A 20,696-nucleotide genomic window follows, 5' to 3' on the forward strand; every position below is an offset into this window, starting at 1 on the left:
CCAAACTATCTTTGTTTGGGTCTAGATAATAATAATGACTGCGTTCGTTGAAAACCTTCCGTCACTCCTCGCTTCACTAATCCAAAGCTGGGATACCAATGTATTACTGATCACTCTCGCAAGTTTTCTAGCATGGATAGCCTGGCGACTGGCCTACAATCAGTTGCAAATGTTAGTTGGAAAAACCAGCTTCCAATGGGATGATCTTGTGCTTGCTGCAATTAAAACCCCCGTTAGCACCCTAATTTGGTGCTGGCCTGCTACCATTTCAATTGGGTTTTTGCTGCAAGATTACACCATTTCCAAACTCAACTGGTTGGGTACCTTAAAAGAAATTTTACTGATTGGCATTTTCCTCTGGATAGCCATTCGCCTAATCAACAATATTGAAGAGTACATTTTAGAGCAAAGAAAGCGCGACGAAACCACCGTACAAGCAGTAAGTAAAATAGCGCGTTTATTCTTCATAGTGATTACCACTTTAACGGTAATGCAAACCTTCGGTTTGAGCCTTTCTGGCCTGCTTACTTTCGGCGGTGTAGGTGGTCTGGTGGTCGGTTTAGCGGCCAAAGACTTACTGTCTAATTTCTTTGGTGGGATGATGATCTACTTTGATCGCCCGTTTAAAGTTGGCGATTGGATCCGCTCTCCTGATCGCCAAATAGAGGGGACAGTGGAGCGCATCGGTTGGCGTATGACCATTATTCGTACTTTCGATAAAAGACCGCTTTATGTCCCCAACTCAATATTCAGTAATATTGTGGTTGAAAACCCATCACGTATGCAAAACCGACGTATTAACGAAAATATCGGCATTCGTTATAAAGATGGTGGCAAAGTTGACGTCATTGTTTCAGATATCAAGACGATGCTGACCAATCACCCTGATATTGATGCGAAACAGACCTTAATCGTCAACTTCAATGGCTTTGGCCCTTCCTCGCTGACTTTAATGGTGTACACCTTTACCAAGACCGTCAATTGGATTCGCTACCACAAGGTAAAACAGGATGTGTTGCTAAAAATTTATGACATTATCAAACAACATGATGCTGAGATCGCCTTCCCAACTCAAACCATCCGGTTAGATCCGCAACACGCCGGTGAGCTACCAGTTAAACCACTGTAATTGTGCCTCGACCTTACGTAGCAGGGCGCCTATCTGCTGCGTTAAATCATAGGCAAGACAAAACGCCCCTAACTTAGCATTAGGGGCGTTACTGGTTACTCGAGGACAGAAACCGTTAGTTGTTGTCGTGTATCATCACATGATCGAGCAATGCAGAGAGCATGTCATGTTGCGACATCCCGCTAAAGCCACTATCAAGCTGATGGGCTAAATTTTCTACCACGATAGACTGCTCTTGCATTCCTGAACCATCAGGATGAACAAGCAACTCAACATTATCTTCATCCACTTTGACATCAAGGTGCTCAAGTAGCTTATCCATATTGACGGATACTGATTTGAGCTCAGGTAACACGTCACGTAAGTCGATTTTGTCCCCCTCACTGACACTGAAATCTTTGATGGTATCCGTCGAACCATTATCAATTTGATGCCAAACAAAAGTATCCATACCCGTGCCACCAACTAAAATATCAGACCCTAAACCGCCTTCCAGCGTGTCGTCACCATCGCCCCCGATGAGCTGATCATGGCCTGCACCACCAACCAAGTAGTCGCTTGCGCTTCCTCCGGTTAAAGTGCCATTAACACCACTACCATCAAGGTGCACACCCTCGATTGAAGCAGACTTATCGATCACTGTGGCATCATTAACCACACTGAGATGAATAGCGATGTGATTGCTCGATTCTGTTCTATCAAGCACTGCGCCGCTATCGTCTAACTCTGATGAGATCGCTTTGAACGTCAAGGTATGCTCGCCAACTGCCGCATCTTTCACGCTGAGCGTATCGATAGCATCGGGCGATAAATACCACACTCCATTGTCAAAACTTACGCTGCCATCTCGACTGTCTAAGCTCGCCCCTGCCGGAACACCTGACACTTCAAGTGTTAACGCTTCGGTCGTATCAGTCAGTGCTGCCATCAACCCAAGAACGGCGATTCCGCTCGCACTGGCATTCTGGCTTACTGTCATATTTTGCATATGACTCCACTTGTAATCTAGCATCAACGTTGGTGCATTAGCCACTGGCGTCAACGCGATGGTATAGAGCTTAGCATCAGCTTCTAAGGCAATCCCTGATGGGTTACCACTATCTTTTGCGGTAACGTGCAAATCAATGCTATTACTCGGTGCACGGCTCGCGTCGAGATAAACGCCATTTGGCTGCGTGGGGTTATCGAGTAGAGTATTTAAGTCTGAGAGTGTCCCTGTTAACGTCATTGAGCTACTGTTCGCGCCAGTCACCATCACACTCGAAGCCGAAGGTATCGAAATGGATAGATGACCGTAATCAACACTCAAGGTGACGGTCATCAAGTCGTTCGCATGTCCATCGACATAATCAACATCACTTACGTTAATACCGCTAATCAGCTGCGCTGGCGCTTCATTAATGCCGACCATAATATCATCGATATCAAGCACTGGCTGATCGTTCACCCCTTCAACAAGCAAAGTGATCTCTGCGCTAGCAGATTGATGGTCAGACTGACCATTTGTCATGCCATCATCTTTGACTACATAGGTAAACTTAACCTCACCGTTGTAATCTTGTGCCGGAACAAAAGTCCAAGAGACACCATCAGGATTGAGGGTTAACTTTCCTTGCCCCTCGGCTAACATCAAACTCTCAACACTGATCCTGTCACCTTCTTTGTCACTGGTGGCATCAAGCAACTCTTGAGCAGTAATAATGCGACTTCCTTCCTCAAGCATAGTGCCCAAATCTAAGTCTTTCGGCTCTGGAGCATCGTTAACTTCTTTCACATGAATCAAGAAGTTAGTTTGATTTGTGGATGACGTACTGGCATCTCCGGCGATGATCGCGCCATAACTCCCACCATCATCAACGCTTGCGGTGACTGTCACCGCGCCACCTGAATTAAGATCATTACTGTCCGTATCAGGGTTAAACTTCACTTTACCAGCGGCAATCACTGCATTGATATCCTCAAGTTTACCTGTGATGATTAAGCGACCATCTGTAGCGAGCGAGAAGTCAACGCTCGGGTCACTGACAAATTCCAACACGCCTTTATCGACATTCAGCGTTAGAGTGTAGATGGCGTTAGGATCATCATAAGTTGCATCGACATCGGCAATCGAAAATTGGTCAATCGCTAATCCCCCGACCACATCTTCTGTCGTTTCAAGGCTAATAACGTTCACGAAGGTCGGTTGATCGTTGACTGGGTCAATCATCAAATCAACATCAAACTCTGACTTAGGCCCCAGATATTCATTGCCACTGGTATCCTTATCCACCGCTTGAACCGCAATATGAATAGGGAGGTTGATACCCATCACACTGGCAGTATCACTGTTGTGTTCACCTGAGTTAAATACAATTTTATCGAGCTGCTGAGCCGGAATATCTAACGTCCAAACCTTCGTAACGGGATCATAATTTGCCAGCGTTGTCCCATCTGGATAGAAAATCTGCGCGTCTTGCGCCACATTACTCACTTCTACCCGCAGCGTTTCTGGCGCATTTTCACTATAAGTTCCACTACCCGAGGCAGACATCGCCTTATCAATCACTGAGGCGTTGATTGCAATATCAATGTTAGTGCCTTCAGATCCAGAGACTGAATCAGTTGCATCCGTATCAACTACGTCGCCAACCGGATTCACCGTCAGAGAAAACTTAGGCAAATCTTTCGCCGCCGTCGGTACACCTAATAATGACTCTTGGCTAAAGACCGTTACGCCAAACTCAGCGGTACCACTGAAGTGCTTCGGCGGTTGAACAGAGATAGCACTTAAGTCCAATGAATCGCTTGTTCCCGAAGGAAGCTTAACACTCCACTCACCGCCACCATTGTTTTTGACTGTGTAACCGCTAGCGGGATCGGCGGTTAGCAAGAATCCATCAGGCACCTCAGTAAACTTAATCGATACAAACGACTCGGAACCATCAGTATCGGTCAAGGCGATCGACACAGCGCCAAAGTTACCAAGGGAAATCGCTTGGTCTTCATCGCCCGTAATTTCGATTACCTGACTTGGATCAGAGCCAGGTCCCGTGACAACAACCTCATCAATCACAGGCGTGACTTCAAAGCTAACACTGGTTGAAAAGTTATCTGAGTCTGTAGAGGTCGTTTCGCTGACCGTTTCATTGAATGTTGCGGTATCGGTGACCGTACCCGTCACGTTAATGGTGATTTTGTTATCGTCATTTTCCGTGGGGTAGTTGGCTTTGGGTTTAAACAAGATGTTATCGAGTGCGTGGTTATCAATCATCTCTTTGTTAAACTCAAGGCTAGGCCCCAAGCTCTTACCGGATTGGTCGAAAAACTCACCGTTGATGGGTTCGGCTAGTGTTAAAGTGATCGATGAAAGCACCTCGCGGCCACCTTCGTCACCCGTGACTTTATCGGCCAAAACGTAACTCAGATCGAGTTGAATGTAACTATCTTCATAACCAATCGGATCAGCACCTACCGCACCATCTTGATCAATCGGGTTGAGCGAATCGTCGAGTGACCCTTTGACCTCCAACGTGATCTCAGGTTGTGAATTGACACCAGAGGCTACATCTGCGATCGGGTCAACGTTGATGATCACTGACTCATTGATAGCGCTTTCATCACCTGACGTTTTGTCGGTAGTAATAACAGTCAGAGGTAACCGAAAGTCCCCCGAATAGTCTGTTGGCGGAATAAGCGTGAGATCATCAAGCCCTGTAATGAGTCCGCCGTCAGTCAGTGTCGCCTGGAAGACGTACTTGCCATTGGTAAAATCAACATGAGAATTAGAGCCCTCAATGCCAATTGCGAAAGTCTCGCCACCCACCGTCACCTGACTATCAATCACAATCGTCACGGTATCCTCATGATTGTCATGGGATGTGACGGTAATAATAGGCTTTAGCTGCTGACCAAGGTCGATAGTTGTATCTTCCACACCTGTGATGACGCTGTTGTCGATAAGGTCGACAACACCCGCTTGATAGTCATTACCGTCCGCATGCTCAGGGAACGATAACACCACTTTTGTCTCGCGCTGCTCCACGACACTCTGCTTAGTGCCATCATCACCCTTATCAACGACTTGCGCGAAAATAGTTAAACCAATATCACTGAATACTTTCGGATTACCTGCATCGGCAGGGGTAAAATCTAATCCATTCGGCGCTTTGATACTAAAGGCATCTTCGTTGGTAATCACCCAGCGACCATTACCTTCATACACAGCGCCCTCGATGAAAAGCTGATCCATGATTTCTTGACGCGTATCGTCGAACTGGACCACCAGCTGTGTGACTAATTCCTCAGATTCATACTGAGAGTCAAGAGCATCAGTCTCTTGATACCTAATCACATACTCACCCGATAACGCCGCTTTGGCTTCATTTGTGGTGAAAACAATCGTGCCATCGGAATTGGCAACGACTTTATGCGCCGCATCACCGACCTCAGATCCCGCTTCATTTGCTACGATCAGTTTATTACGCGCATCTGTTGGCTCAACCACAGGACGCACTTCGACGTGAATATCACCGCTAATGGTGGCGCTAACACGCCCACCTTCACCTTGGATGTTATCGCTGGTGTATTCGTGGTCGAGCTCTTCAATTTGCACCGTGGTTGTTAAATTGAAGTCGGTACTTGAGTCTTTTGGCGGCACAATTTGGATGAAGCCATCTTGTAACGCGGCTTGTGTAAATGCTGCCAATGACTGACCTGTATTGGGTGAAATCTCAATGACACCACCGTTAACACTGACCAGACTGCCACCAACATATACCGTTGCACCATCGGGAATACCGCTGATCTGGATCGAGGCAAAGTGTTCATCCGAGTCGGTGTAATCACTGCCCACTTTGGGATGCCAAGCGATATTAATTACTGAATCTTCGTCACCCACGGACTGATTGGTATAATGCAGTGGTGTATCAATGACGGGCTCAACCTTCACTCGGATCTCTCTATCAAAAGTCAGTGTATGGCCATCATTTTCAGTGACAACAACGGTCTCTTTGATATGGATATTTTCCGTCGAAGAGGCAATAGGACGGATCACAATCCCCGATGAGATATTGAGATTGGTGATATTAGCTTCATAGATAGGCTGGCCGTTGGCATCGTAACCGGTAAAATTCAGATTAACCGTGTCACCACTGCCATCTTCAATGACCACACCCGCAGGAATGTTAGATAGCAGTACCGTAATGGTTTCTGAACCATCTATAGGCCGCTGTGCATGCTCGCCAGAAATTACCGAGAAATCTATTGTCGCAAAGCTATTCTCATCGATGGTGGTTTCAACACCAGAGATATTGTCATCAACAAAATCGCTCCAGTTTGAGCCACCGATATGATGCTCAGGGATATCCGCCACACCGATCACTTCGACGTTAACCGTTTTCGTGCCCAACACGTTTTCATCAACATGTATACTATTGTCAGACAGAGTTGCGCTATCTTTGATCACCCCTGTCACAGCAAAGGTAAAGTCCTTATTGCTATGCAAATCAGGAACCACTTCGACATTCGCCAATTGATCGTAAGGGATCTCTTGATAGGTTACGCCATTGACTGTCACAGACGTAATTTGACTGACACCACTCCCCGTCCAAACCAGCGTTGCTGCCTCAGTTATATCCGAAATGCGCACATACAACGTTTCTGAGCCGTCACTATCTGACGACGGCTTCATGCCAATCACTTCGCTGAGAGTGAAAGGTTGGTGGTTGGCATCTTGCCCGGTGTAATCTGGATCAGCGATATTATCTTCATTAATCTGAATACGATTAACACTGAAGCTGCCAGCATCGGCTTGTGGCGGCACATCGATAATTAACTCTTTAACTTCAGAGCGCGCAGTGGTTTTGTCTGTCGTCCCATCGACGTAAGGATTACGAGTTTCAGTGCTGACTGCGGTTGCTTCGAAGCGAATCTGCCCTGAGTAGTTATCACTTGGGTTTACTTGAATCGAGTTAACCTCTTGCGCCGAGAGCGTATAAACACCGTCTGTGGGGGTAATGACTTTTCCTTGAGCGTCGAGTAGCTCAAAATGACCTTCACCTTGCGTTACTTGTAGTTCATAGCTAATCGTTTCCGGGCGACTCGTATCTTGGGTTGCCGCAGCGAGTTCAACTTGAACGTTGCTGCCGTCTTCATCGACTTGGTAATAGTAGGTACTCTTAGCATCATTCCAAGTCGCAATATCGGCGACACTTTCTACTGCTATATGGAAATTCGAGTCAAGGGTATGGTCGGCGATTCCATTGTTATCGATTTGCATTTGGTAGTTAATGACGATACCAGCATGCTCTGTCGAATAGTTACGGTCTGGCACAAAATAGAGATTGTTAATCGTCGCTATAGTATCGCTACCACTTTGACTAAAACTCTGTTGCAGGTGCGACTTATCCAAGACGATATCGCCCGTTGCAGGATCGACCGTTAATTTATGTAACTCGCCATTTTCAAGATAGAAGAAACTGCCATGGTGATTGCCCGCTTTAATCGTTAGCGCGCCAATCGATTCGCCGTTGTCTTGATCATGTAGGTTAACTTGTAGCGAGACTTGTGCTGGCGCATCTGGCATACCCGCTTGATTATCGTGTGCATTGTCTCGCGTAGGTTCGTCACCGTCGGCGTATTTGATGCTGCTATCACGACCGGCATCTTCAAATGTGGTGACTTTCATCGCAACCGGACTGGCGTCTTGGTCGGTAATGGTGATCGCCAGTGGTGCCACCGAGGTATCTAAATCGCCATCGGTTGCCGTAACATTGACGGTAAAATTAATTTCATTCCCTTGATGCTGCAGCGACGGATTGGCGGCAAACATTATCTCGCCGTCACTGTCGACTCTTAACCAACCTAAGTGGCGATCTGCAACCTGACCATTGCTGTTCGTCGTTTGCTGATACACGGCAATATCTTGAGTCCCTGCCGTCAAATCAATTGAATTAACGTAACTATGGCCATCTCTAAAAACAATCTCGGCACCGTCACTGTCTGTCGTACCTTCAATTCTGGTTAGCGCTGCGTGGTCGGCACCTTTATCGGTGTCATCGCCAAACATATTGACCAGAGATCCACTCAGTCCCTCTCCCTCGACGCGCGTTATCGACTGTCCACTTAAAGTAGGTACATCGTCGACCACGTTAATCGCTAGGGTGATGATTTCACTCTCGTCACCGTCAAAATCGATGGCTTTAATCGAGAAGTTAATATCAAGCGAGTTTTCCCCTTGGCCATCGGGGTGTTGAAGCGGTTTAAGAAGCTCGAAAGTATAGCGATTATCCGATGTATCAAACTTAATCATAAACACAGGCTCGCCCGAGACTGTCTGCGCGGTATAGGTAAATACGGTGCCATTATTGGTCGCAGGAGCCCACTCTAGATTTTCACCGCCAGAGACTAGTCCGTTTAAGGTTTGACTTGCGTTCACCAACTGATAATCAGCAACACCATCAGCCCCTTCAGTCACAACAAAATGGCCCGAGATTTGGGTAGCTTGACTTTGGTCTGAGCCAATAGACGTTAGATCATCTTCATCAACTCGTCGTTCACCCGTTGTGCCCGCAAGACTAGGCTTATCATCAATAACCTCGATTGGCAGCAGATGAGATGGCGAAACATCACCGTCACGGTCAACAGCGGCGACCGCAAAAGGAATCGTCAACGAGTCTGAACCCTCGGCATGATCCAAGGCTTTAATCTGAGTATAGGTATAGCTGCCATTATCTCCGAGCGTAAGTGTGAATATGACTTCGCCGTTAGCTACGCCTTGATAGCTAGTTTCCCCTGCGCTACCGGATATTAGTGAAATCGTAACCTCATGACCGCCTGATTTAAGGCCATCTTCACTGTTATGTAAATTCACCAATTGGTATCGCACAACGGAATCTGCACCTTCAATCGTGGTTAAGCGACCCGATGCTGTCGCAGCCGCTGGCGAAGAGCCCGCTTGCGTATCGTCCTCTTGTACCGTAAAACGGCTACTTGGGTCGAAGCCTGTAACTTGAGCAGCATCATCGCCGATGTTGATCACGAGATTATGATTAATAGACGCATCGTTATCTTTATCAACCGCAAACACGGGAATGCTGATCGCTAACGAGTCCATACCTTGCTGCGCATGGTCGACTTCTTCGAGCAGCGTCACTTGGTATTGACCTAAGTTCGCTTGGTCTAAAGTCACGCTGAGCACATCAATCTGCGCGCCTTGCAGCGTAATGTAACCGCGATAGGTCCCTGAGGCCGTCTCTTCGAGGACCACACGCTGACCGGCCGAGAACACACCGTCTGCCGCATCGCGACCGTTAAACTCAGCCACATCAATGTTAAGCGCGCTCACCACATCACTGCCGGTAGCAACACTAATCGTACCACTGGCCGTGGTATTCGTTGCGCCCACTTTCGAGCCGTCATTTAAGCCCGCTTCATAAACCTGACCTTGAGTAATCGCGGTAATGATGGGATCTTGTCCATCGGTGATGGTCAACTCGACCTGACTGCGCAGCGTATCGCCGTCTTTATCCGTCACGGTTACAACTAGGGTATGGCTGATGGTGTCATTCGCTGAATGATCAAGATTGCTATCAGGGATAAACGACAGCTTGCCGTCCGCGCTGATCACCACTTTACCGTCGCTCACCACGTAGTCACTTTGACCCTCAACCAACGGGTAGTTTTTGCCATCAAAGCTAAATGAGGTCACCACGCCATGATCCGCGCCCGCTTGGGTGATCACGTCAATCTGATTGCTTTGAGTGGCTTCCCCTATGGTCGGCTCAGTCACGCTTAAGCTGCCATCGACGACCACCTGAATATCGTCGCCAACGTTGACGACAAGATCGGAACGTGTAGATTGGTCGTTATCTGCATCAATCGCAAACACGGGCAATGATATGACAATAGAATCCATACCTTGCGAGCCATGGTCGATTTCCTCAAGTAACTCGAATTTATAGCCAGAGCGAAACTCTGTGTCTGTGGTCGTGACGTTACCAATAGAGACTTTCAGCACATCAACTCTAACGCCAGCTAAGGTGATGTAACCAAGATAGACGCCGGGTTCACCTGCAACAGGCTCTAAAACGATCGTTTGACCTTGCGCAGTAACTGCTGAGGTTTGCTGTGAACGATTGAAAGCCTCAACATCAATACGCAGCTCTGTGACGGTATCACTGCCTAACGCGCCCGTTAGCGTACCGACAAATTCAGTGTCGGTCGCTCCATCCTGAGAGCCATCTGCTAAGCCAGCCTCATAGACATTGGCTGAATCGATGTTAGAAAAAACTGGATCGGCCCCATCACCAATGCTTACCTGAACATCGATTGGCGTTTGAATCGCGTTACCACCGCGATCACTGCCAATGATGTCAAACGAGACATTGATCTGATCACCACTAAAAGAGACCAAACCGCCACCGACCGACGATGTATGATCAATCGGCTGAGAAATTGTCGTGGTCAGCGCTAAACTAACATCTTTGCCTAGATTGGAGGCCTCGATGTCAATTCGCACAACTTCTTCGCCGTTTAATGCACCAACAATGGCGTTATCAACGCCATTGTAACTAAACGAAACCGCTTGACCGTTCGAGGTAATATCCGTGTTGAGCTCACTGATCAAAACCGCAAGAGAAACTGGTTCAGGAATGAATGAATTAGAGTCGAGTGGAAGATCGCCGGCGAAAATAGTTACAGTGGTAGTCACCGATTGAGGGTAACTTCCAGCAGACAATGAACCTTCAATGAGTGAATCGCTAATATTTTCACCACCCGAGGCGAACACAAGCGGCCTGGTTTGATCATCATTGTCTTGATCAACACTAACCTCAAAGCCCGACGTTTCAAAGAAGGTACTGGCTAGACTTTCCGCGCCATTGTAATCAATGGTCACAAAGCCTGCGTTTGCTGAGCTCGATCCACCCGCGCCTGCAGCTGTTGCCTCGAGTATTTGGGTCGGGTCAGCCCCTGCTAAAATTGCTTCTTGAATGGCGGCTAACTCGTCGGGACCGATAGCATTGTTTCCCAACTGCGAAACATCAATGCTGACTTCTCCTGCAACAGGTGAGCTTACCCAAGATCCATAATCACCTTCGACAGCAACGGCATTGGCATCAAACGTTATTTCTGCTCCTACGGCATCAAGCAACAAGTTCGATTGAGCAGCAACGATGACAATATTACCCGCATTCAGTCGTTCCCCAACGACCGCCTGGTGTGACCCCCCTTCAGGAGTAACAACGACAACGTCACCAATAACTTCTTTGACTACAGTGGTTTGGCGCACTACATCTACGTCCATAAGTGTTCCCCGGCAAGCTCCCCTATTCACGACGATAAGGGATAGAAATATTCTGTTTCACTCTTATTTTATCGGCCAAAAGTAGCAAACGTTGTTCACAAAAGCAGCCCCTAATAACGATAATAATAGCATTAAGAATAGGCTAATATACTAATCAACTAAGCAGCTAAGGGCTTGGCAACTGATCCACCCCGAAATATAAAGAAAATATATGTGTGAAATTCTCAAAAGTGAGAATTTATTAACCTGATTTTTGCTGTGGCTATGCCTTACAAGTCGCCTTTCTTCGCTCTCTCATCCTTTGGTTGGCAGAGTGTGAAATGCATCAGATTCTAAGGCGTAGAAATTAAGAATGATGTGGTGGAATAACGAGTTAGGTAAGGTAGTCGAGTATAAAAACAACGACATCAAGGACGTAACGTGAAGAACATCTCGACTTATTCGCTAGCCCTGCTTGCAACAGCTTGTAGCGCCACAGCGTTGGCCAGCCCAAACTTGACCATTTCCACCACGACCACTAGCCGCGATTTTCCTCTTCAGAGCGGTAAACCTATCGTTTTGCCACTGAGCAAAGCGACGTATCAAATAACGCTTTCAGGCATTGAGGGAAAATGTGACGATATCAACGAGCAAAAAGTCAAATTTCGTCGGCCTCTAGCACTGAATTGCGGTAAAGAGACACAATTTTCTGTCAACATTCGCTTTAAAGGTGATTACTCCTTCGCTTTTGATCAGCAAAGCAATACCCTAACTGTGGCTCGAGAAGCTAAAGAGAGTAAACAAACCTTTGTACGCCCGATCCCTAACGTACAATGTGAAACCTATTCGGGTGGTGAAGTGACCCTTCATTTAGGTGGCTCATTCAACGAAGGACAGCAGCTTAAAGATGCATTAAGCGGTCAGGTCGTCACTGTGCATAACGATCAAGTTGTGCTATTGCCTGCAAAAGAGAGTGGTGGTCTGGTGTTGTTAGAACCTGTCATTTCAGGTCAAAATAAACCCGAATTCACTTATCACAACGCCAATATTTACTTTGTCATGGTTGATCGTTTCAACAATGGCGATACCAGCAATGATTTAAGCTATGGCAGACAAAAAGATCACCAACAACAAGTGGGCACCTTTCATGGTGGCGATCTAAAAGGCGTGATCGCTAAACTCGATTACATCCAGAGCCTCGGCACTGATGCCATTTGGTTGTCACCGATCGTTGAACAGGTTCATGGCTTTGTTGGCGGAGGTGAAAGTGGCAGCTTCCCGTTTTATTCCTACCATGGTTATTGGACGCGCGACTTTACCAAAATTGACCAAAACTTTGGCGATGAACAAGACTTACGCACTTTAGTGACAGAGGCGCACAAGCGCGGGATAAAAATACTCCTAGATGCGGTGCTCAACCACGCTGGCTACGCGACACTTGCCGATCTTCAGATGGATAACCTGCAAGTGGTGAATAGAAAAGAAATGCCGCAGCAATGGTCACAGTGGACACCAAAACCAGGCGAAAACTGGCACAGTTTTAACAAGGCCATTGACTATCAAAGCGAAACTTGGGTCAACTGGTGGGGACCTGATTGGGTTCGCGCCAGTTTACCTCACTACCCTCAACCAGGTAGCAGCGACACGACAATGAACCTAGCGGGTCTGCCGGACTTTCAGACCGAGTCTGAGCAATATGTAACGCCACCTCAATGGTTACTCGACAATCCTGATACCCGAGTAAAAACGCGCAGTAACTATACCGTCGCAGACTATCTGGTTGAATGGCAAGCAGACTGGGTAAAACGCTTTGGAATTGATGGTTTTCGAGTTGATACTGTCAAACACGTTGAGGGCGATGTATGGCTAAAGCTTAAGCAAGCGGCCAGTGATAACCTTGAACAGTGGCGCAGTAAAAATAGCTCACAAGGTCAACCATTCTGGATGATGGGAGAAGTATGGGGTCACTCGGCCTATCGCTCTCCGTATGCCGACCAAGGTTTTGACGCGTTAATCAACTTCGACATGCAAAAGAAACTCGACAAAGGTGCGGCCTGTTTTAGTTATATGCAGGATATTTACCAAAACTATGCCGATTCAATTCAATCAACGCCCGATTATACGCCTGTGAGCTACATGTCTTCTCATGATACCGAGCTGTTCTTTAATCGTTTCAACTCTTTTGATATGCAGAGGAATGCCGCCAATGCCCTCCTACTTAGCCCAGGTGCAGTGCAGATTTACTACGGAGATGAAGTGGGACGTGAACTCGGCCCCTATGCGGACGACTTCCACCAAGGGACTCGCTCTGACATGATTTGGCAACTTGATGCGCAAAGACAACAACTGTTAGCGCATTGGCAAAAAGTAGCCCAGTTCAGGCAAGCTCACCCAGCGATTGGAGGAGGAGCGCACCAACAAATCAAGGGGCAAGACGCGTATGTATTTTCAAGACAACTAGGTGATGACAAAGTTATTATCGCCTATGTAGGACGTTAATGACATAGGGGCTGTTATTGGTTTCTCTATATTGCAGCCCCTATCTTAAGGTTCGTAATTAAGGTTGATTAAGCGGTTTCGATACTCTTGGTCCGCTTTCGACTCGGCAAGCATATGCTGGAAAAAGCTCCCGCAGGAGCTCTTCGATGTAAAAAATAGGCGAGCTGACCGTTATTTGTTTTTGCGGCGCGCTTCAACAGCGTCTGCCAATTGGCGTAAAACTTTCTCAGTATCGTCCCAACCAATACAAGCATCGGTAATAGACTGGCCGTAAGTTGGCGCCTTACCATCCACAAGATCCTGACGACCTTCGACAAGATGAGATTCAATCATCACCCCGAAAATAGCGGCTTCACCGCCCGAGATTTGGTTTGCGACATCTTCTGCAACCACCATCTGACGTTGATACTGTTTCGAACTGTTAGCGTGGCTAAAATCAATCATTACTTTCTGTGGTAGACCAGACGATTCAAGCTGCTGCTTAATCGCACCAACATGATCAGCACTGTAGTTTGGTTCTTTACCACCACGCAAAATAAGGTGACAATCAGGATTACCTGCCGTTTCTATGATGGCGGAATGACCAAATTTCGTCACCGACAAGAAATGGTGCGATGCACTCGCTGAACGAATGGCATCAGACGCTATCTTGATATTGCCATCAGTACCATTTTTAAAACCAACCGGACAAGAGATACCAGAAGCCAGTTCACGGTGAACTTGAGACTCAGTAGTACGAGCACCGATAGCGCCCCAACTGATCAAATCAGCCACATACTGCGGCGTGATCATATCAAGGAATTCACTCGCCGTCGGCATCCCCATATCGGTCAGATCAAGCAGTAACTTTCGCCCTGTACGCAAACCATCATTAATTTTAAATGTGTCATTCAAGTAAGGGTCGTTAATCAGGCCTTTCCAACCCACAGTGGTACGTGGCTTCTCGAAGTACACACGCATAACCACTTCAAGACGATCACCCAGTTCTTCACGCAAGACTTTAAGACGCTTACCATACTCAAGCGCCGCTTCAGTGTCATGAATCGAACATGGGCCGATAATCACAAGAAGGCGGTCGTCTTTATCTTTGAGGATATTTGCAATCGCTTCACGTGAGCGAAACGTAGTAGAAGCAGCTGATTCTGTTGCCGGAAACTTCTCTAAAACCGCAACTGGTGGTAATAATTCTTTTACTTTATTAATTCGTACATCATCGGTCTGGAACATTGCTTACTTCTTCCTATTTCTCTTTGCTGAGCGCTTCGCCTAAATAAATTGGTGAAAAAATGCTCACACTTTCTTGGCCTTGTCTCTGTAACTTATCTATCAAAAACCAAGCTTGCAACCACTATTTGCAATAAAAGACAATATTTTTGCCATTTTTACATTTTACATGAGGTGTAACTTTATATTTACACCCAATAAGATCTACCCAATAGATTTTTCACTCAGTTTCACCATTCTCAAGATGCAATATGCAACTGATATTGTTAAGGTATTAACAATCTAAAAATAACACTGGCCATTAGATGAATGCCATCGACTTTACCAATGTCAGCAAGTGGTTTGGATCATTCCAAGCTTTGAAAGCCATTAACCTCCGTGTACGCAAAGGAGAGATATTGGTCATTTGTGGCCCATCAGGCTCGGGAAAATCAACACTAATTCGAACGGTTAATGGCCTAGAGTCCATCAACCAAGGTAAAATTACGGTACTCGGTGATACCGATCTCGACTCGCAACCGGGAAAAGTAGGCATGGTCTTTCAACATTTTAATCTGTTCCCTCATTTAACGGTGCTCGACAATCTGACTCTCGCCCCAATACGTACTCTCGGGTTAACAAAACACCAAGCAACACAGCGCGCTGAACACTTTTTACAACGCGTCAACATTGCTGAGCAAGCCAACAAGTACCCAATTCAACTCTCGGGTGGGCAACAGCAACGTGTAGCCATTGCCCGCTCGCTATGTATGCAACCAGAGATACTTCTGTTTGACGAACCCACCTCGGCACTCGATCCAGAAACCATTCAAGAAGTACTGGACGTCATGGTCGACTTGGCTCGTGATGGTATTACCATGATGTGTGTTACTCACGAGATGGGCTTCGCACGAAAAGTAGCGCATCGAGTGATTTTTATGGATCAGGGAGAAATTTTAGAAATGAGTACGCCCGAGCAGTTATTTTCGGCGCCAACTCATCCTCGGACACAACACTTTCTTCAACAAATACTCAATCACTGATATGCACAAAATTATCAAACCCGCCTTATCCGCTATAGGGCAGATTCTATTGCTGTTAATTGGCGTCTTTTTCTTACTCGATCTCGGAGCAAAAGGTATTGATTATCAATGGCAGTGGCATCGCGTTGCTAATTACATCGCGTTTTATGAAGAGGGACAATGGTGGCCTGCCGAGCTCATTGACGGATTATTTATTACCCTTAAGATATCAGCGCTCAGCATGGGCTTTACTCTGTTAATAGGACTAATGACAGCACTCCTTCGCCTCTCAGATTCATGGGTAGGTCGCGCAATAGCTACCGGCTATATCGAATTGATTCGCAATACACCTTTGTTGGTGCAAATTTATCTATTGTACTTCGTTTTCGGCCCAATCATCGGTTTAGATAGGTTTGCTACTGCGGTATTAGCGCTGTCGTTATTTCAAGGTGCATATACAGCAGAAATTTTCCGTGGCGGCTTGAACAATATTCCCAAAGGGCAATTTGAAGCAGCGAAATCGCTAGGATTAAGTTCGTTTTATACCTATTACGATGTGATCCTACCGCAACTACTTCAACGTACATTACCTCCTCTAACCAATGAGGTGGTGTCATTAATCAAAAATTCATCGATTGTCAGTGTGATGGCAATTTTTGATCTCACCACTCAAGGACGCAATATCGTCTCAGAAACCGCCATGCCGTTTGAAATATGGTTTAGCGTTGCTGGCATCTATCTGCTACTCACGCTTTCTCTTTCAGCACTCTCCGCATGGATGGAGAAGCGACTTGGCGCTAGCTGGCGAAAACAATAAAGGAAATACAATGATACGATGTCTCATCACTGCAATACGCACCAAAACTCGTTTTAGAACTACGAGTGTCGCATTACTTAGCTTAGCCATAAGTTTACCTAGCTTAGCGTCAGAAACGCCAAACCTTGATAAAATTAATGAGCGCGGCACTCTACGTGTAGGCATGTCTACATTTGTTCCATGGGCGATGCGGGATAAGCAAGGCGAATTAATTGGCTTTGAAATCGATGTAGCAAAACGCCTAGCGAAAGATTCAGGTTGGCAAGTCGAGTTTGTTCCTACCGCTTGGGATGGTATTATTCCAGCACTATTAGCGCAAAAGTTTGATGTCATCATTGGTGGTATGAGTGTAACCGAAGAACGTGCTCGAAGTGTTCTATTTACACAGCCTTACTCGCACTCTGGTGTTCAAGTTGCCGCCAACAAAAAGCTTGCTGAAGGTTTTTCTGAGTTTAGCGACTTTGATTCTCGCCGTGTAAAAATTGCTGCACGTCGTGGCGCTTTCACGGTACAGGTAGCACGAGAAACATTCCCTAAAGCCAAAATCCTTCAATTTGATGATGATTCACAAGCATTTCAAGAAGTCATCAACGGTAATGCCCATGCGGTCATCGCTTCTAGCCCAAAACCAGAACACGAAACCGTCAAACACAGCGATAAACTATTTATTCCTTTTAATAAGCGTTTATCACAAGGAAATGAAGCCTTCGCTGTGCGCTTGGGCGAGGCTGATAAAGAAGCTTTCTTTAATCAGTGGATTGAAGCCCGCACTCGAGATGGCTGGTTAATTCAACGCTATGAGTACTGGTTTTCGACCTTAGACTGGCAGGAAAAAACCGCCTCCGGACAATAACCCTGTGATGCCCTATTTCGTCAGAGTAGGGCTCTTTTTACTTAGGATCTGTTGTGGCCAACGAGAATATGCTCAAATTAGTAACCAACAAAAAAACAAAACCACGAGTGAATCGTCTCGATATTCTGTTACTAACCATCTTGATTTTTTTTGTAGGTTGGCTCTACTATCGCTCCGCTGTCGGAGTGCACTACAAATGGCAATGGAGTGAAGCGTGGACGCTGATCTTTACCCAACGCGCAGATGGCTCACTACCTTATTTCTTTCAAGGGTTAATCTCCACAATCAGACTCAGTCTTTGGGGAATGTTACTGGCGTTGAGTTTAGGTACCTTACTCGGTGTTGCACGGCACTCTTCTATCGCAATATTTCGCGCCCCTGCCAACGCTTTTGTCCAAATAATGCGTAACATTCCTCCATTGGTGTTTGTGTTTATTTTTTATTTTTTCATCGCCAACCAATTAATTCCACTACTCGGGCTTGGTACCCTGCTACGCGAACACAGTGGCGAGATTAACTCGCTTCAAGCGGTACTCTTTGGCCCAGCGAATTTATGGGAAAACCTGCTATCGGGTATTGTCTGTGTCGGGCTATTATCGTCAGCTTATGTCGCCGAAGTAGTTCGCTCTGGGTTAAGCAATATCCCTAAAGGACAATGGGAAGCGGCAGACTCACTCGGCCTATCGGTATGGATAAAATACCGCTACGTGATTGCCCCCCAAGTTCTTGCGGCTATAACACCAGCATTAGCAGGCCAAGCGATTTCATTAGTAAAGGACACCTCGATAGTGTCACTGATCTCTATTCAAGAGATGACATTTGTCGGCACTGAAATCGCCAACTCTTCTGGTCTTATCTTTGAAATTTGGTTGATTGTTGGGCTTTGTTATCTGGCACTTTGTCTCTCACTCTCACTGTTTTTTAAAAAACTTGAGAAACGCACTATGTGTCACCTTCGACGCTAATCATTCCAGCTTTGCTATTACCAATAATGATCGACAAGTAACAGTAGAAACAGCAACATCAAGTGGTATATAGAGAACTTAAAGGTCTCTATTGCCGACTTGGGATGTGGATTAAATTTCAGTTTCCAAGCATGGGCAATAAACCCGAGACTAAGCACTATCGACCCGACCCAATACAGCGTACCTGCCATTCCAACCAACGCAGGTAATAAGCAAACTAAAGAGAGTAAAACGGTATAGAGTAATATTGAAGTTTTAGTGTAGTCAACGCCATGGGTAACTGGCAGCATCGGAATATCGGCTTTGGCATAGTCATCTTTACGATGGATTGCCAACGCCCAAAAGTGAGGCGGTGTCCAAATAAAGATAATCATCACCAGTAGCCATGCATTGGCATGCAGCTCTCCACTGACCGCTGTCCAGCCCAAAAGAGGCGGCATTGCGCCCGCGATGCCAGCAATAACAATATTTTGCGGGGTTGCACGTTTCAAGTACATGGTGTAGACCACTGCATAGCCAAGCAAGCTAGCCAACGTCAGCCACGCAGTCAAGCTATTGACGCCAAAGTAGAGAATGACAAAACCCACGACACCAATGGCACTTGCAAAAGCAAACACATGGTTAGAGCACAGCTTGCCCTGAGGCAGAGGACGTTGATAGGTTCGCGCCATGATGGCATCGATCCTTTGATCAATAAGATGATTAAACGCTGCCGCCGATCCAGCCATCAGGCCAATACCAATCAAACCTAATATCGTCTGCTGGACAGGTAATGTCCCCGGAACGGCCAAACACATGCCAACCAAGGCGGTGAGTAACATCAATGCCACCACCTTAGGCTTCATCAATGTTAGATAGCTTCTCCATAGGGGATTGTCACTGGCAGAGCTAATCGAGATAGTCTTACTCATGAGCGTTCTCCTCGGCAATTAAAGATGATTGGGGTTGCGTTTCTTCTTCCAATGACCACACAAGCTGATTAGCCTTGAGCACTGTCAGTAAAAGCATGGCGGCGCCGAGATTGTGTGCGACGGCGATAATCAGAGGTAAGCTGAGCAAAACATTGCCGATTCCTAAATTTATCTGTATCACTAACATGGCTAACATGCTTAAGGCAACAGAGCGTAAACTTGCTTGCTGAGTCACCCACAACCGATAACTGAGCAGTAACACCATCAACGTCACCACCAGCGCGCCTATTCTATGCGTAACATGGATGGTCATCCGAGCTGCATAATCCAATGTGCCGAATTCATAGCTGTCTCGCGGAGGCTGAATCAAATCAAACGCAGTAGCAAAATCAAGATAAGCAGTCCAGTCACCTTCACAAATAGGTAAACGGGTACACATTAAGGCGGCATAATTAGAGGACGTCCACCCTCCTAGTGCTATCTGAGCAATAACTACAACTAGCGTGATAGTGGCAACCATTCGCAAATGCAACACCATTTTAACAGGCTGTTTAGGCGCATTTTTTTGTCGTAGCTGCCAGTGACAAAAAGCCAGCAAACTAAACAGAGTAAAGCCTCCCAACAAATGTCCCATGACCACTATCGGCATCAGTTTCATCGTTACGGTCCACATACCAAGTAGCGCTTGGAAAACCACCACCACACTGATAGCGCCTGCAAGTAATAACGGCAACTGGCGGGTTTTGATGGCGATAACGCTAATGGCAAACACGACTAAACCTAAACTTCCAGCAAAATAACGATGAATCATTTCAAGCCAAGCTTTATCCTCTTCTACCGTTAACGACGGAAACAGCGACTGCGCCAAGGCGATTTCATGGGGCTCGCTGGGCACAGTCAGATGACCATAACACCCCGGCCAATCCGGACATCCTAAACCAGCGTCAGCAAGACGCGTATAAGCCCCTAACATCACCACGATAAAAGTGAGTATCAAACTAAACCTGACTAGGGTTATCAATTTCATCTCAGC

At 46.4% G+C, this 20,696-nt stretch carries 10 protein-coding genes; 6 read left to right on the plus strand and 4 right to left on the minus strand.

Going from position 1 to position 20,696, the window contains the following annotated elements; translation table 11 throughout:
* The first annotated feature begins 34 nt into the window (after positions 1-34).
* Positions 35-1,129 carry a mechanosensitive ion channel family protein gene (locus CDZ87_RS00130; RefSeq protein ID WP_100751618.1) on the plus strand — a complete coding sequence of 365 codons (1,095 nt, stop codon included), beginning with the start codon at positions 35-37 and terminating at the stop codon, positions 1,127-1,129.
* 115 nt (positions 1,130-1,244) lie between these two features.
* Here CDZ87_RS00130 and CDZ87_RS00135 read toward each other — a convergent pair whose 3' ends face one another.
* Positions 1,245-11,414 (minus strand): retention module-containing protein, encoded by a 10,170-nt coding sequence (locus CDZ87_RS00135; RefSeq protein ID WP_100751619.1) that lies wholly within the window; start codon positions 11,412-11,414, stop codon positions 1,245-1,247.
* 429 nt (positions 11,415-11,843) lie between these two features.
* Between CDZ87_RS00135 and CDZ87_RS00140 the strand changes: the two genes are divergently transcribed.
* Positions 11,844-13,892, plus strand: a complete 2,049-nt coding sequence (locus CDZ87_RS00140; RefSeq protein WP_100751844.1) for an alpha-amylase — start codon at positions 11,844-11,846, stop codon at positions 13,890-13,892.
* A gap of 171 nt (positions 13,893-14,063) precedes the next feature.
* Here the strand turns inward: CDZ87_RS00140 and aroG are convergent, their stop codons facing one another.
* Positions 14,064-15,119 carry a 3-deoxy-7-phosphoheptulonate synthase AroG gene (gene aroG / locus CDZ87_RS00145; protein WP_100751620.1) on the minus strand — a complete coding sequence of 352 codons (1,056 nt, stop codon included), beginning with the start codon at positions 15,117-15,119 and terminating at the stop codon, positions 14,064-14,066.
* A 302-nt stretch (positions 15,120-15,421) separates the two neighbouring features.
* Here aroG and CDZ87_RS00150 point away from each other — a divergent pair, with 302 nt between their 5' ends.
* From CDZ87_RS00150 to CDZ87_RS00165, 4 genes are all read left to right on the plus strand, one after another.
* Positions 15,422-16,138, plus strand: coding sequence for an amino acid ABC transporter ATP-binding protein (locus CDZ87_RS00150; RefSeq protein WP_100751621.1), 717 nt, complete (start codon positions 15,422-15,424; stop codon positions 16,136-16,138).
* Position 16,139: 1 nt separating this feature from the next.
* Positions 16,140-16,934 carry an amino acid ABC transporter permease gene (locus CDZ87_RS00155; protein ID WP_100751622.1) on the plus strand — a complete coding sequence of 265 codons (795 nt, stop codon included), beginning with the start codon at positions 16,140-16,142 and terminating at the stop codon, positions 16,932-16,934.
* Positions 16,935-16,944: 10 nt separating this feature from the next.
* Positions 16,945-17,787: a transporter substrate-binding domain-containing protein gene (locus CDZ87_RS00160; RefSeq protein ID WP_100751623.1), complete on the plus strand. Its 843-nt coding sequence runs from the start codon at positions 16,945-16,947 to the stop codon at positions 17,785-17,787.
* Positions 17,788-17,855: 68 nt separating this feature from the next.
* On the plus strand, positions 17,856-18,752 hold the full coding sequence (locus tag CDZ87_RS00165; protein ID WP_100751845.1) for an amino acid ABC transporter permease: 897 nt from the start codon (positions 17,856-17,858) through the stop codon (positions 18,750-18,752).
* Positions 18,753-18,769: 17 nt separating this feature from the next.
* Here CDZ87_RS00165 and cyoE read toward each other — a convergent pair whose 3' ends face one another.
* Positions 18,770-19,663: a heme o synthase gene (gene cyoE, locus CDZ87_RS00170; protein WP_100751624.1), complete on the minus strand. Its 894-nt coding sequence runs from the start codon at positions 19,661-19,663 to the stop codon at positions 18,770-18,772.
* Positions 19,656-20,690, minus strand: a complete 1,035-nt coding sequence (locus CDZ87_RS00175; RefSeq protein ID WP_100751625.1) for a COX15/CtaA family protein — start codon at positions 20,688-20,690, stop codon at positions 19,656-19,658. Before CDZ87_RS00175 ends, cyoE begins: the two co-directional genes overlap by 8 nt.
* Positions 20,691-20,696 lie beyond the last annotated feature (6 nt).

This window comes from Vibrio salilacus, assembly GCF_002811245.1.
GTDB lineage: Bacteria > Pseudomonadota > Gammaproteobacteria > Enterobacterales > Vibrionaceae > Vibrio > Vibrio salilacus.

Excerpts from the sequence above, each read along its gene's own strand:
- CDZ87_RS00130 (WP_100751618.1), top strand. The coding sequence starts at position 35 with ATGACTGCGTTCGTTGAAAACCTTCCGTCACTCCTCGCTTCACTAATC.
- CDZ87_RS00135 (WP_100751619.1), bottom strand. The coding sequence starts at position 11,414 with ATGGACGTAGATGTAGTGCGCCAAACCACTGTAGTCAAAGAAGTTATT.
- aroG (WP_100751620.1), bottom strand. The coding sequence starts at position 15,119 with ATGTTCCAGACCGATGATGTACGAATTAATAAAGTAAAAGAATTATTA.
- CDZ87_RS00150 (WP_100751621.1), top strand. The coding sequence starts at position 15,422 with ATGAATGCCATCGACTTTACCAATGTCAGCAAGTGGTTTGGATCATTC.
- CDZ87_RS00155 (WP_100751622.1), top strand. The coding sequence starts at position 16,140 with ATGCACAAAATTATCAAACCCGCCTTATCCGCTATAGGGCAGATTCTA.
- CDZ87_RS00160 (WP_100751623.1), top strand. The coding sequence starts at position 16,945 with ATGATACGATGTCTCATCACTGCAATACGCACCAAAACTCGTTTTAGA.
- CDZ87_RS00165 (WP_100751845.1), top strand. The coding sequence starts at position 17,856 with ATGCTCAAATTAGTAACCAACAAAAAAACAAAACCACGAGTGAATCGT.
- cyoE (WP_100751624.1), bottom strand. The coding sequence starts at position 19,663 with ATGAGTAAGACTATCTCGATTAGCTCTGCCAGTGACAATCCCCTATGG.
- CDZ87_RS00175 (WP_100751625.1), bottom strand. The coding sequence starts at position 20,690 with ATGAAATTGATAACCCTAGTCAGGTTTAGTTTGATACTCACTTTTATC.